Origin of the sequence: Rhodococcus sp. HNM0563 (genome assembly GCF_012726195.1) — a bacterium.
GTDB lineage: Bacteria > Actinomycetota > Actinomycetes > Mycobacteriales > Mycobacteriaceae > Rhodococcus.
In genome coordinates, this window is sequence record NZ_JAASAF010000012.1 from 59,967 (window position 1) to 73,168 (window position 13,202).

12 protein-coding genes and 1 riboswitch are annotated in these 13,202 nt (G+C 67.6%); of the genes, 5 read left to right on the forward strand and 7 right to left on the reverse strand.

What is annotated here, in order from left to right; translation table 11 throughout:
- Positions 1 to 78 precede the first annotated feature (78 nt).
- The 4 genes from HCA61_RS23080 to mutA are packed head-to-tail and all read right to left on the reverse strand — an operon-like array spanning position 79 to position 5,982.
- Positions 79 to 777 carry a lysoplasmalogenase gene (locus HCA61_RS23080; RefSeq protein ID WP_346777633.1) on the reverse strand — a complete coding sequence of 233 codons (699 nt, stop codon included), beginning with the start codon at positions 775 to 777 and terminating at the stop codon, positions 79 to 81.
- Positions 774 to 1,859 (reverse strand): methylmalonyl Co-A mutase-associated GTPase MeaB, encoded by a 1,086-nt coding sequence (gene meaB, locus HCA61_RS23085; RefSeq protein ID WP_169690525.1) that lies wholly within the window; start codon positions 1,857 to 1,859, stop codon positions 774 to 776. Before meaB ends, HCA61_RS23080 begins: the two co-directional genes overlap by 4 nt.
- Before the next feature lie 7 nt (positions 1,860 to 1,866).
- Positions 1,867 to 4,113: a methylmalonyl-CoA mutase gene (gene scpA / locus HCA61_RS23090; protein WP_169690526.1), complete on the reverse strand. Its 2,247-nt coding sequence runs from the start codon at positions 4,111 to 4,113 to the stop codon at positions 1,867 to 1,869.
- Positions 4,114 to 5,982, reverse strand: a complete 1,869-nt coding sequence (mutA, locus tag HCA61_RS23095) for a methylmalonyl-CoA mutase small subunit (protein ID WP_169690527.1) — start codon at positions 5,980 to 5,982, stop codon at positions 4,114 to 4,116.
- A 250-nt stretch (positions 5,983 to 6,232) separates the two neighbouring features.
- Here mutA and HCA61_RS23100 point away from each other — a divergent pair, with 250 nt between their 5' ends.
- The 4 genes from HCA61_RS23100 (at position 6,233) to HCA61_RS23115 (ending at position 9,360) form a co-directional block, all read left to right on the forward strand.
- Positions 6,233 to 6,934 (forward strand): TVP38/TMEM64 family protein, encoded by a 702-nt coding sequence (locus HCA61_RS23100; RefSeq protein ID WP_169690528.1) that lies wholly within the window; start codon positions 6,233 to 6,235, stop codon positions 6,932 to 6,934.
- Between the two features lie 31 nt (positions 6,935 to 6,965).
- Entirely contained in the window at positions 6,966 to 7,547 is a 582-nt protein-coding gene (locus tag HCA61_RS23105) for a hypothetical protein (RefSeq protein ID WP_169690529.1), read from the forward strand.
- The gene (locus HCA61_RS23110; RefSeq protein WP_169690530.1) at positions 7,544 to 8,059 is read left to right on the forward strand and encodes a hypothetical protein; all 516 of its coding nucleotides are present in this window, start codon (positions 7,544 to 7,546) and stop codon (positions 8,057 to 8,059) included. The genes HCA61_RS23105 and HCA61_RS23110 overlap by 4 nt, the downstream gene beginning before the upstream one ends.
- A 55-nt stretch (positions 8,060 to 8,114) precedes the next feature.
- Positions 8,115 to 8,202, forward strand: a riboswitch (glycine riboswitch).
- 141 nt (positions 8,203 to 8,343) lie between these two features.
- Positions 8,344 to 9,360: a DMT family transporter gene (locus tag HCA61_RS23115; RefSeq protein ID WP_346777634.1), complete on the forward strand. Its 1,017-nt coding sequence runs from the start codon at positions 8,344 to 8,346 to the stop codon at positions 9,358 to 9,360.
- 59 nt (positions 9,361 to 9,419) lie between these two features.
- Here HCA61_RS23115 and HCA61_RS23120 read toward each other — a convergent pair whose 3' ends face one another.
- From HCA61_RS23120 to HCA61_RS23130, 3 genes are all read right to left on the reverse strand, one after another.
- A complete protein-coding gene (locus HCA61_RS23120) occupies positions 9,420 to 10,673 on the reverse strand; it encodes an SPFH domain-containing protein (protein WP_169690531.1) in 1,254 nt (417 codons plus the stop codon).
- A gap of 3 nt (positions 10,674 to 10,676) precedes the next feature.
- Positions 10,677 to 11,117 (reverse strand): NfeD family protein, encoded by a 441-nt coding sequence (locus HCA61_RS23125; RefSeq protein WP_169690532.1) that lies wholly within the window; start codon positions 11,115 to 11,117, stop codon positions 10,677 to 10,679.
- A 226-nt stretch (positions 11,118 to 11,343) separates the two neighbouring features.
- The gene (locus HCA61_RS23130) at positions 11,344 to 12,162 is read right to left on the reverse strand and encodes a DUF3097 domain-containing protein (RefSeq protein ID WP_169690625.1); all 819 of its coding nucleotides are present in this window, start codon (positions 12,160 to 12,162) and stop codon (positions 11,344 to 11,346) included.
- A 99-nt stretch (positions 12,163 to 12,261) separates the two neighbouring features.
- Between HCA61_RS23130 and HCA61_RS23135 the strand changes: the two genes are divergently transcribed.
- Positions 12,262 to 13,086, forward strand: a complete 825-nt coding sequence (locus HCA61_RS23135) for a hypothetical protein (RefSeq protein ID WP_169690533.1) — start codon at positions 12,262 to 12,264, stop codon at positions 13,084 to 13,086.
- Positions 13,087 to 13,202: the final 116 nt, after the last annotated feature.

Here is a 13,202-nt window from a genome sequence, read left to right on the forward strand (position 1 = left end):
CGGGCCGCTGAAGAACCGGTCTCGAACGAGCGCGGGCGCGATCACCGATGAGGTGACCGCGCCCGTTCTCGTGTCCGCTCAGTCGAACTGACCGACCGCACTCCTATCCGGGTTCTCATCCCGGGTTCTGGACATCACGCCGCACGTGATGAGCACCTGCGCCGCGATATAGGTGAGCATCACCCAGAAACCCGACAACGGCAGGGGGAAGTCGTCGACGAACGCGCGCAACGCGATCAGCGAATCGGACACTACGAAAGCCACAGCGCCGATCGCGACCGTACGTCCCACGCCGGAAGCGAGGACCGCCATCGTGGCCAGCAGCAGCGCGTAGAGCACGACCGGTGCCACCAGTACGCCCGCGCCCGGGGCGCACACGGCAACCAACGCGACGACGGCGACTGCGAAGACCGCGAGCACCCAGCGCCTGGTGTGCAGCACACTCGCCGACCGGTACGGTGCGAACGCCGCTATGTACGTCACCTGCGCACACAGAAAGAATCCGACGAGCACGAGAAATGCGGTGTCACCGTCGAACAGGTCGGGTGCGGTGTCACCGAGCCAGGAGAAAGTCAACGCCAGCAATGTCAGTTCGACGAGCCGGGACCGGGGCGCGGCGGTGCCCAGTACGAGTACTGCCGCCAGCACGGGCATGAGCAGCCATTGGGTGGCGTCGACGAACATCGCGTCGGGGTCGATGAGCTGAGCGATCAGGTGCGCCGCGGCGAGCACACCGAAGACGGCGGCCGCGCTCCGCGCAGCGATGCCCTGGGTCACCGAGTGGGACCCTCGTTCTCGATGCCCTCGTTCTCGATGCCCCCGTCGTCGACACCGTCGAAAGCATCGAGGATCCGCTGCGCACCGATGGCCGCGGTGATCGAGCCGTCACGCACTCCGGCCTCGATCCCACCGCGAATCGCCTTGACGCGGGGATTGCTCTCGAGCCGCCGGAGCAACTGGTCGTGCACCATCGTCCACGTCCAGTCGACCTGTTGACGGCTGCGATTCTCCTCGAACCGACCCGCTTCGGTGAGTACCTTCCGGTGTTCGAGGACGGTATCCCAGAAGGTGTCCAGACCAACACCTTCGAGACCACTCATGGTGATCACGGGCGGTTTCCACACGGCGTCATGCGGATGTACCATCCGCATCGCCCCGGACAGTTCACGTGCGGCGACTCGCGCGTCGCGCTCGTGGTTGCCATCCGCCTTGTTCACCGCGACGAGGTCGGCGAGCTCGAGCACGCCCTTCTTGATGCCCTGCAGCTGGTCGCCGGTGCGCGCCAGAGTCAGGAAGCAGAAGCAGTCCACCATGTTCGCGACGGTGACCTCCGACTGTCCGACACCGACCGTTTCGACGAGGATCACGTCGAACCCGGCTGCCTCGAGCAGCACCATCGTTTCGCGCGTCGCCTTCGCAACACCGCCGAGAGTGCCTGCGGTCGGGGACGGACGGATGAAGGCGTCCGGTTCCCCGGACAACCGCGCCATCCGAGTCTTGTCGCCCAGGATCGAGCCGCCGGTCCGGGTCGACGACGGGTCGACGGCGAGCACCGCGACCCGATGTCCCTGACCGAGCAGGTACATACCGAGCGAGTCGATGAACGTCGACTTCCCGACCCCGGGAACGCCGGTGATACCGACCCGGATCGCCCCGCCCGCCTGCGGGAGCAGGCGCAGCAGCAACTGCTGCGCCTGCTCCCGATGGTCGTCGCGAGTCGATTCGATCAGGGTGATCGCCTTCGCGAGTCCGGCCCGCTCATTTGCCAGCACGGACGTCGCGAGGGCGTCGAGGTCGACCGGACGCTTGCGCGTCGCAGTGGTCCCGGTCGCAGTGGTCCCGATCGAGGTATCACTCATCGTCGCGTCAGCTCCCGAGCGAATGTCCGAGCTGGGCAGCGAGCTTGGCGAGCAGGCCTGCTGCGGCATCGGCGATGACGGTGCCGGGCGGGAAGATCGCTGCGGCCCCCGCCTCGTACAACTCGTCGAAGTCGCCGGGGGGGATGACACCGCCGACCACGATCATGATGTCCTCACGACCGACCTCTGCGAGCGCCTGCTTGAGCGCGGGCACCAAGGTGAGGTGTCCCGCAGCCAACGACGACACGCCGATGACGTGCACGTCGTTGTCGGCCGCCTGCCGGGCGACCTCCTCGGGGGTCTGGAACAGCGGTCCGACGTCGACGTCGAAGCCGAGGTCGGCGAAGGCCGTGGAGATCACCTTCTGTCCGCGGTCGTGGCCGTCCTGACCCATCTTCGCGACGAGGATACGAGGACGACGACCTTCGTCTTCTGCGAACTTCTCGACGAGTTCGATGGTGGTGGAAATGTTGCTCGCCTCCCCAGCTTCGTCGCGGTAGACGCCGCTGATCGTGCGGATCTCGGCCTGGTGCCGACCGTAGACCTTCTCGAGCGCGTCGGAGATCTCTCCGACGGTGGCCTTGGCGCGGGCCGCGTCGATCGCGAGTGCCAGCAGGTTGTTCTCCATGCCACCATCCGTGGACGCCGCGGCGCGGGTCAGCTCCTCGAGAGCTGCCCGGGTTGCGGCCTCGTCGCGGTCGCCACGGAGCCGCTCGAGCTTGGCGAGCTGCTCGGCGCGCACCTTCGAGTTCTCGACCTTGAGAACCTCGATGCTGTCGGGCTCGGCGGGCACATACTTGTTGACACCGATCAGCGGCTGTCGGCCGGAGTCGATACGTGCCTGGGTGCGGGCAGCGGCTTCCTCGATGCGCAGCTTCGGGATGCCTTCGGAGATGGCCTGCGCCATACCGCCTGCCTCCTCGACCTCTGCGATATGCGCGCGGGCCCGGTTGGCGAGTTCGTGCGTGAGCCACTCGACGTAGTGCGAGCCGCCCCACGGGTCGATGGGCCGGGTGGTGCCGGACTCCTGCTGCAACAACAGCTGGGTGTTGCGCGCGATGCGAGCCGAGAAGTCGGTCGGCAGCGCGATCGCCTCGTCGAGTGCGTTGGTGTGCAGCGACTGGGTGTGTCCCTGGGTCGCAGCCATCGCCTCGACGCAGGTCCGTCCCACGTTGTTGAACACATCCTGTGCCGTCAGCGACCAGCCGGAGGTCTGCGAGTGGGTGCGCAGGGAGAGCGACTTCGCGTTCTTGGGATCGAACTTCTCTACGAGTTCGGCCCACAGGAGCCGCCCGGCGCGGAGCTTGGCAACCTCCATGAAGAAGTTCATGCCGATGGCCCAGAAGAACGACAGGCGGGGCGCGAACTTGTCGATCTCCATGCCTGCGTCGAGGCCGGCGCGGATGTACTCGACGCCGTCGGCGAGCGTGTAGGCCAGCTCCAGGTCGGCGGTGGCTCCGGCTTCCTGGATGTGGTAGCCGGAGATCGAGATGGAGTTGAACTTCGGCATCTTCGTGCTGGTGTACGCGAAGATGTCGGAGATGATCCGCATCGAGGGCTTCGGCGGGTAGATGTAGGTGTTGCGGACCATGAACTCTTTCAGAATGTCGTTCTGAATGGTTCCGGCCAGCTGCTCGGGCGTCACGCCCTGTTCTTCCGCAGCCACCACATACAGCGCGAGGATCGGCACCACCGCGCCGTTCATCGTCATCGACACCGACACCTTCGACAGGTCGATGCCGTCGAACAGTTGACGCATGTCGAGGATCGAGTCGATGGCGACACCGGCCATACCGACGTCGCCTTGCACACGCGGGTGGTCGGAGTCGTAGCCGCGGTGGGTCGCGAGGTCGAAGGCCACCGAGAGGCCCTTCTGGCCGGCCGCGAGGTTACGACGGTAGAAGGCGTTGGATTCGGCTGCCGTCGAGAAACCCGCGTACTGGCGAATGGTCCACGGCTGGTTGACGTACATCGTCGGATACGGGCCGCGCACGAACGGCGCGATGCCCGGGTAGCTGCCGAGTGGGTAGCCCTCAGCGGCGATAGCGTCACGGTCGGCCTTGGTGTAGACCGGCTTGACGTCGATGCCCTCGGGGGTGTTCCACACCACGTCATCGACGGTGTAGTTGTTCGCGGACGCTACGGAATCGACGAGCGCGGCGGTCTGCTCCGCGGTGGGAGCCGCAGGTTCCGGGGAATCCGGATCTGTCAGTGGGACATCGGCGAAGCTGCCGATCTCGGATTGGATGCTCACTTACGCTCCCAGGGTGTTCAGAAGATCGGTCAGTGCAGCGACCGCGTCGATGCGCGCGGTCAGGTAACCGTCCGGGCGGTTGTCGCCCTGCACGTCGCCCACGGCCTTCTCCGGGCCCGCAAGCAGCACAGTGGTGATCCCTGCGGCACGCAGCGCCGCGGTGGCGGTACCTGCGTGGTCGCCGTAGCGGGCGTCGGTGCCGCACAGTACGGCGACCTTGGCGCCGGAGTCGCGGACCGCGGCGGCGAGCGTGTCGTCGCTCGGATCCACCGGCCCGGGGTTGACCGCGTCGATGCCGCCGGCCGCGAGCAGGTTGCTGGCGAAGGTGGTGCGCACGTTGTGTTCGGCGACCGGGCCGAGGGGGGCGAGCAGCACGGTGGGCCGGGTGCCGTGCACGGCGAGGTAGACGTCGGAGCGGTCACGCAGCGCCTCGAACGGTGCGGCGTAGCGCGCCGCGAATGCACCCGAGTCGGCGACACCAGCGGGCAGGGGGGCCTCGGCGAGGTTCGGGAATTCGTTGATGCCGGTGACGGAGAATTTGCGGTGCGCGATGTCGGCCTCGCGACGACCGCGGGTCGCGGCGATGCGCTCGGAGACCAGTCCGGCGTCGAGCGCCGCGCGGTAGCCGCCGGCCGCCTCGATCTGCTGGAAGAACTCCCACGACTTGTCCGCGACCTGCGCTGTCAGGTCCTCGATGTACCAGGATCCTGCGCCCGGATCGAGGACACGGCCGAGGTTGGACTCCTCGAGCAGGAGCAGGTTGGTGTTGCGAGCGATGCGCGCGGAGAACGCTTCGGACACCCCGACAGCACCGGCGGGAAGCGCGGCGTCGAACGGCAGGACGGTGACTGCGTCGGCGCCGCCGACTCCGGCGCCGAACGCAGCGAGGGTGGTGCGGAGCATGTTCACCCACGGGTCGCGCTGGGCCATCATGGCAGCGGAGGTCACCGCGTGCTGCGGGGCGTTTCCGGCTTCGATCGCTCCGGCAACCTGCGCGACGCGCGCCCAGAGTTGACGGGCTGCGCGGAACTTGGCGATGGTCTGGAACTGGTCGTCGGTGGCCGCGAACCGGAACTCGATCTGACCGAGAGCCTGCTGCACGGACAGCCCGGCTGCGATGAGAGCGCGGACGTATTCGATGCCTGCAGCGATCGCCGCACCGAGTTCTTCCGCGTCGGATGCGCCCGAGTTGTGGAAGGCGGTGCCGTCGACGGTGATGGCGCGGACGACCTCGATACGTTCTGCGGCCGCGGCGGCGAGCGTGATGACGTCGTCGACGGTGATGTCGTCGCGGCCGGAGAAGGCACTGGTCAGCGGCGCGCCGCCGAGCGCGATGCGCACGGCGGCGCGGTCGGCGACGTCGGTGCGTGCGTCGAGCAGCGTGTACAGGGAGTCCGCGGCAGCAGCGAGTTCGGGGCCTGCGTCGAGACTGATGGGCGCGAGGTCGAACAGCACCTTGTCGAGTGCTGTGGACAGTCCGTCGACGGGCAGTGCACCCTCGCCGACTCGCAGCCACAGTGCGCTGACGCCGTTCTCGAGGGCGTCGAGGATCTGCTCGTTGAGGTTCTTGGCGTCGGTTCCGTCGAAGCGGGCGCTGACGAGCCAGCCGGCGTTGACGTCGCGGGTGGACGAGCCGCCGCGGATGTACGGGAACTGCCCGGGCAGGGGTGATTCGGGGCGTTCGTCGCGGCCGCTGTAGAGCGGGGCAACCGTCACGTCGTCGTACGTGGTGGTCTCGAGCAGACGCTGCGGCTCCGGGCCGAGTTCTGCGGGATCGACGCGGCGCGACTTGGCGAGTACGCCCGCGACCGCTTGCTGCCACTGCGCGTATGCGCGCGCGGCGTCCTCGGCCTCTGCTGCTAATGACACGTGCGATTTCCTCCTACTGCGGGTGGCAGGCTGTCGGGTGGCCGGGGTAGGCCGACGGGGCGTGGCGCCTCGCAAAACATTAAGCCGATGTCGTTGTGATGCTAGCTGCACACTCCGGTGGTGAATCGTGGGGATCACCACAATTTCTCTAGCGATCGTTCATCACGTGGACGGGTCGGTGTGATCCTGCAGTCTGTATCTCTCCGTGCCAGGTGTGCGTGCACGACGGGAGGTAAGGTGGCGCCCTGTGATGAGGATCTTCAGGGACCGCAGGGTCATCGGCATCCTCGTCCTCCTCGCAACACTCGCCGCGGCGGCGCTTCTGCTCCCCCATCCGTCGATCGCACAGATCCGTCAGTGGTCGGAATCTGTCGACGGGCCACTGTTGGTCCTGATCTTCTTCGCTGTTCATTCGCTCGTGACGATCGCTCCGGTACCGCGCACGGTGTTCACTCTCAGTGCCGGGGTCCTGTTCGGTCCCGCCGTGGGTATCACGGTCACCACGGCAGCCACCACGGTGAGTGCGGTCCTCGCGTTCCTGCTGGTACGGGCGCTGGGCCGGGGTGTCGTGACGTCGTATCTGACCCATCCTGCAGCGAAGGCCGTCGATCTGCGTCTGGCCCGGCGCGGTTGGCTCGCCGTCGGGTCGCTGCGGTTGATCGCCGCAGCACCGTTCTTCGTCGTGAACTGCTGCTGCGCGGTGTCGTCCGTGCGCCTGGCGCCGTACACCGTCGCCACGGTGATCGGGATCCTGCCCGGCACCGTTGCGGTGGTGCTGCTGGGCGACGTGCTCACCGGGCAGTCGAGCCCGGCATTGGTGGCAGTGACCGCGCTCTGCATTGTGCTCGGTGTCGGCGGCCTCGTACTCGAGGCACGCCTTCCTCAGCCTGCGGGGTCGGCGCTTGATGCCATCACGAACACCCAAGAGGATGAGACAAGCCTGAGGGCTTGATTTCTCGATTTCAAGTCTCCATCCTTGTTCTATGTACGTGTTGACGGTCGACCAACGCGGCAGTCGCCGCGACATCGATCGCGTCGCAGATCTGCTCGTCGAACTCCGCGACGCTCCACTGCTCCGCAAGTTCGAACGCACCGCCGGCGACGAAGTCCAGGCCGTGGCCGACGACTCCGGCACGGTGATCGATCTCGTATTGGATCTGCTCGAGCGGGACAACTGGAGTGTCGGCATCGGGATCGGCCCCGTCGAAACACCGCTTCCCGCCCAGACCCGAGCCGGTCGCGGTCCCGCATTCGAGCACGCCCGCACCGCCGTCGAACGCGCCAAGAATGCGCCGGGCCGAATCGCTGCCGACGGCACCGATGCAGATTCGGCAGCCGACGTCGATGCAGCCCTGACTCTCCTCGCGACGATCGTGGTGCGCCGCACCGATCAGGGTGTCGAAGCCGTCTCGCTTGCGCGCGCCGGACTGTCCCAATCCGAGATCGCCACCGAACTCGGCATCAGTAAACAGGCCGTGTCCCAGCGCCTGCTCACTGCCGGGTGGCAGGCCGAACTCGCCGGCCGTCTGTTGCTGCGCCGACTCCTCGAAAGGGCCGACCGTTGACTGTCGCCTCCCTGGTGCTCCTCACTGTCGCAGCCGTCGCGCCGGCACTGTCGTTGATCCCGCGTCTTCCGGTGTGGGTCGGGGCGGCGGTCACCGCACTCTCGCTCGGCGCCGCGGCGCTCACCGCTGCCGCCACCGATCCCGCTCAGGGTTTCGCGCTCGGGGCGACGCTCACCCTCACCACCATCGTTGCCATCACCGGCGGCGGACCGGCCGTGCTCGTCGCATTCCGGATCGCCCGGCGGCAACCCGACGCGGGACCGACCCCGACACCGCCACCGGGACCTCTGCGCGGCGGCCGGGTGATCGGCGTGCTCGAACGCGGCGCAGTCGCCGCATCGATCCTGGCCGGCTGGCCGGAAGGCATCGCGATCATCATGGCGGTCAAGGGCCTGGCCCGGTATCCGGAACTGCGCGAACCGCAGGCATCCGAGCAGTTCATCATCGGTACGTCGACGAGTGTGTTGTGGGCGGCCGCGGCATGTGGGGTCGGCCACGCCTTGATCACTTGAGTTCTCACCGACACAGCCGGACTGGCATACTTGCAGGCGCAACTGAATATGCCATTGAACTGCGGCGGGAGAGTCCCGCATCTGCGGGCGCCGAAGGAGCAACCTCCCGGGAATCTCTCAGGCCCACAGACCGCCGCACGCGAGGCAACTCTGGAAAGCAGTCCTTCGGGGCTCACCGACGGTGTAGGCGGATCCGACAGGATCCGTGAAAGCTCTCAGGTCCGATGACAGAGCGGGGAACCACCGTCCCCGGTGCGTGAAGCACCCTGTCCGGAGGAAGTTCCGTGGCTCTGACCGTCGGCGCGCCCCTGCGCGTCCAGCCTGTTCCGTCCCTCGTCACACCGTCGTCCACTCCCCCGCCGTCGCGGCCGAGCCCGAATCGACGACTCGGCATCGCGGCGATCGTGATCTCCGCGACCGCGATGGGCGCCGCAGGATTGTTCGGTCGCATGGCCACCCCACCCGGCGCCGCGCTCGGCGAGGCCCTGACACTCGGCCGTATGCTCGTCGGCGCCCTGGGCATGATGCTGCTGATCGTCTTCTCGCGCCGACTCGGCGCAATCCGCCGCACGCGGCTGTCCCCGTCGATCGTGCTCGGCGGCGTGTTCCTCGGCCTCTCGCTGGCCACGTATCTGTCTTCCACACTGCTCACCGATCTGTCGCGGGCCGTTGTTCTGCACTATCTCGGTCCGCTCATCGCAACGGTGCTGGCCAGGGTCCTCCTCAAGGAATCGATCACGCGTCTGGACGCGCTGTCGCTGGTCACCGCGTTCGCCGGGATGCTGCTGGCCGCCGGACTGATCGGCGGTGCCCCGCCGGCAGGGTCCGACCACGAGACCCTGGGCACGGTGCTCGGTGTCGCGTCGGGCCTCTTCTACGGTCTGGCGCTGCTGTGCTACCGGTATCGCTCCGACATGCCCGCCGACGTTCGCAGTTTCTGGAACTTCACGTTCGGCGCCGTCGCCACCGCCGCGATGGTCGTGGTCACCCGCCCGGATATGACGGGGATGACCGCCACGAACTGGGCGTGGGCCGCCGGCTTCTTCGTCGTGTGCGGTCTGCTCGCGCTGGGTCTGCTGGTCATCGCGGGCAAGCATCTGCGGGCCGCGGAACTGTCGGGGTTGTCGTATCTCGAAGTCGTGGTCGCGTTGATTCTCGGGGCCCTGGCGTTCGGCGAATCGATCTCACTCCTCGCCACCCTCGGCGCCGGGATGATCATCGCGGCGATGACGCTCCCGCTCGCGACCGGTCGCCGGCGCCGCAGGAAGATTCCCGCAGCGCAAGTCGGATCGGCGGCATGACAACGTCGCGGCCCGCACATCGGATGTGCGGGCCGCGACGGGTACCGGTGGAAGCGCTACTACTGTTGGGGCGGGTACTGCTGGGGATCCGCTACCCGCTCCGACTCGCCGGTGGGCATCCACCCGCCTTGCGCAGGCTGTGACTGCGGCAATGCCTGCGGCGGCGTACCTGCGGTTTCGCCTGCCTGGTGCCGCGGAGCCGATCCGGGCACATCGGGATCGACCGGCTTGCGCGCGACCGCCTCTGCTTCGGCGACGGCCTTCGCCACGGCCGGGTCGCTCTTGGTGGTGAACCAGTCCTCGACCTCCGCCGAGTCGTCCTCGGGACGCTGCAGATCCTCCTCGACCGGGCTCGGCTCGAACCGGAACACGCCGTCGCTGCCGGGCGCACCGAGGTTCTTCGCGAACCCCTTGAGGGCATCGCCGAAATCGCTGGGCAGCAGCCACACCTTGTTCGCGTCGCCCTGCGCCATCTCCGGCAGGGTCTGCAGGTACTGGTAGGCAAGCAGTTCGGGTGTCGGTTTACCTGCCTTGATCGCCGCGAACACCTTCTCGATCGCCTTCGCCTGGCCCTGCGCCTCCAGATAGCTGGCCGCGCGGTCGCCCTGGGCACGCAGGATCCGCGACTGCCGATCGGCTTCTGCCTCGAGGATCGCCCCTTGCTTGGCGCCTTCCGCCGACAGAATGCGGGACTGCTTGTCACCCTCGGCGGTCTTGATCGCGGCTTCGCGGTGACCCTCGGCGGTAAGGATCATCGCGCGCTTCTCGCGGTCCGCTTTCATCTGCTTCTCCATCGATTCCTGGATCGACGGCGGCGGATCGATGCTCTTGAGTTCGACGCGGGCGACCCGCAGCCCCCACCGGCCGGTGGCCTCGTCCAGCACCCCGCGAAGCTGTCCGTTGATCGAATCGCGCGAGGTCAAGGTCTCTTCGAGGGTCATCCCGCCGACCACGTTGCGCAGGGTGGTCACGGTCAGCTGTTCGACAGCGGCGATGTAGTTGCTGATCTCGTAGACCGCGGCCTGCGGATTGGTGACCTGGAAGTACACAACCGTGTCGATGCTCAACGTCAGGTTGTCCTGGGTGATCACCGGCTGCGGCGGGAAGGACACGACCCGCTCACGGAGATCCACCTTCGCCCGGATCCGGTCGACGAAGGGCACGAGGAAGGTCAGCTGACCCGACGCCGTTCGGTAGTACCGGCCGAGTCGTTCGATCACCGCCGCCTCGGCCTGCGGCACCAGCGACACCGATTTTGCTACGACCAACACGACCAGTGCCACCACCACGGCGAGCACGATCAACGCTTCCATCCTCTACACACCCCTCCATACGACGGCAGTAGCACCGTCGATCTGCATCACTGTCACGGTCGTGCCGGGTTCGTACACTTCGGTCGCGTCGAGCGCCCGCGCGGTCCAGATATCGCCGTCGATCTTCACGCGGCCCGACCTCTCGTCGACCTGCTCCAGAACCACAGCGGGTTTTCCCGGAAGCGCCTCTATTCCGGTCGGCAAGGCGGGCGGCGTGGCATACCGGCGGCGGAGCGCAGGCCGTACCCCCAGCAACAGCAGTAGTGACGCTGCTCCGAACACGATCGCGTCGGCCCACACCGGGAAGTCGGTCGCTGCCGAGACGCCGGCGGTTACGAGTGCGGCTCCCCCGAGCATGAGCAACGCGAAGTCCCCGGTCAGCGCTTCACCCGCGGCCAGAGCCACTCCTACGATCAGCCATATCAACGCCGCCACAGCCCCCATCGAACCACAAAACGGACATGCCAGCAGCGGCGCTGGTAGGAGCGGTTCGGATCCCGGCGGGCCCGGTCCATTTCGGCGGCACCGCACCGGCGAGCCGGTCGAGCAGTGGATCGTCACCGGTACCCGCACGCAACCCGGAAAGGTTGTGCGCGAACGAAATCGACGCTCAGGACAGCACCTCACGGCATCCGTGCGAGTTGGTGCTGCCGTGGAGCGGGCCGGGCTTTCAGCCCTCCCCGGGTTCGGTGACGAAATCGACGAGCCGTTCGACCGCACCGATGAGGTTCGACTCGAGGTCCCGGAACGAGTTCACCGCCGAGTAGACACGCCGCCAGCCGTCCTGCGGGGTACCCCAGTCGAGTTCGCGGCACACGCCCGTCTTCCAGTCCTCACCACGTGGGATGGTGGGCCAGGCACGGATTCCGAGGGCTTTCGGCTTCACGGCCTGCCACACGTCGATGTACGGGTGACCGGTGACCATCACGTGCGGGCCGAGATTCGTGGTGAGTCGTTCTTCCTTGGAGCCGGTGACGAGGTGATCGGCGAGGACACCCACGCGCCGACCCGGCCCCGGGTCGAACTCCGCAAGCCGGGCACCGAGATTGTCGAGTCCCTCGAGTTGCTCGACGACGACCCCTTCGACGCGCAGGTCGTGCCCCCACACCCGCTCGACGAGCGCAGCGTCGTGCACGCCCTCCACCCAGATGCGACTTCCCCGAGCCACGCGCGCCCGCAATCCCTCCACGCGCGTCGATCCGGACGCCGACACCGCGGGTCGGGCAGCAGGACGAGCCTTGGGCCGCACTAGGGTGACGGGCGCACCGTCGGCAAGGAACGCGGCCGGGCGCATTGCGAAAAGACGCGTCCGTCCTTGCCCGTCCTCGAGTCTGACGAAGTCTCCGTCGTAGGTCTTCTCGAACCCTACGATCGCTCCGCACCATCCCGTCGCTGCGTCCTCGACGACCACACCGCGGTCGGCGGGCAGTTCCGGGACAGGCTTCTTCTTCGTGCGGGCGTGGCCGGCGAAGATGTCGCCGCCGTACATGTCGCGTGGGCTCACGCCGTTCCACGTTAGGACATCGCCGACGGGGGGTGCTGCCGCCACGCCGAGCGTCTCCGCCCGCCGTCGCCGTATGCTGCTTCGGTGAGTTCTCCGAGTCTGACCCTGACACTGTGGGGCGGGTCGTGGCTCTCCGGCCACACGTCCATCGACGACATGATCGACGCACTTCAGGTGTGGGCACCGCTGCAGTTGGTGGCAGCGCACGACGAACCCGCATCCGTGGCCTCGGGGGTGACCCTCGAACCTGTCGTCGGCGCCGCTACGTTGTCGGCTGTCATCCGCCGGGCCGCCCCGACGGATGGTTCGGGGATCCGATTGGTCCTTCCGGCGCCCGGTGATGTGCAGGGTCTGCCGACCGGAACCACCTTCGCGAGGGCGGCGCTCGCGGGTGGACAGGGTGTGCTGGTGGGCGTCCCAGGCGCCCCCGGACTCGGACTGGTGCCGGTCGTCGAGGGACCGGATGTGCTCCGCTGGAACGTTTTCGCTGTACCCGAGCTTCCAGAGCCGTCTGCCTGTCCGGGCCTCGGTGAGGCCGAGTTCACGCTGCGGGAAGCTGTCCGCGGTGCGGCGGAGACCCTCACCGGCATCCGAACCGTCGGCCTCGACGGCCGGCGCACCGACCCGCGTGCCGAGATCGCCGACGCCGTGGCCGAGCAGGCCCGCCACCGGTATCCGGACCACCTGCCGGCGCGGGCCGTCCGAATTCTCGATTCGGCCGATCAGGTCGCAGCGATCCTCACCGTGGCGTCCGGAGGCCGGGACCTCCAGGCCGGTTCGGCGTCTGCAGTGTCCATGCGCGAGGAGGCGTTGCGTCCGTTGTGGACGACGGTGCGCACCGCGCGTCTGACAGCAGTGACCGCAACGTTGGAAAGCTGGCACAGGAGTGACCGGGCGACGGGCAGATGAGAAACGGACATCGCCGCGCCGGGCCGGTACACGGTGTCCGTGTGTGTCACCGCCGGCCTTCGCGAGTTGACGGAGATCTGACGCGGTGAACTCGGCTGGTCGGAGGCCAGTCGATA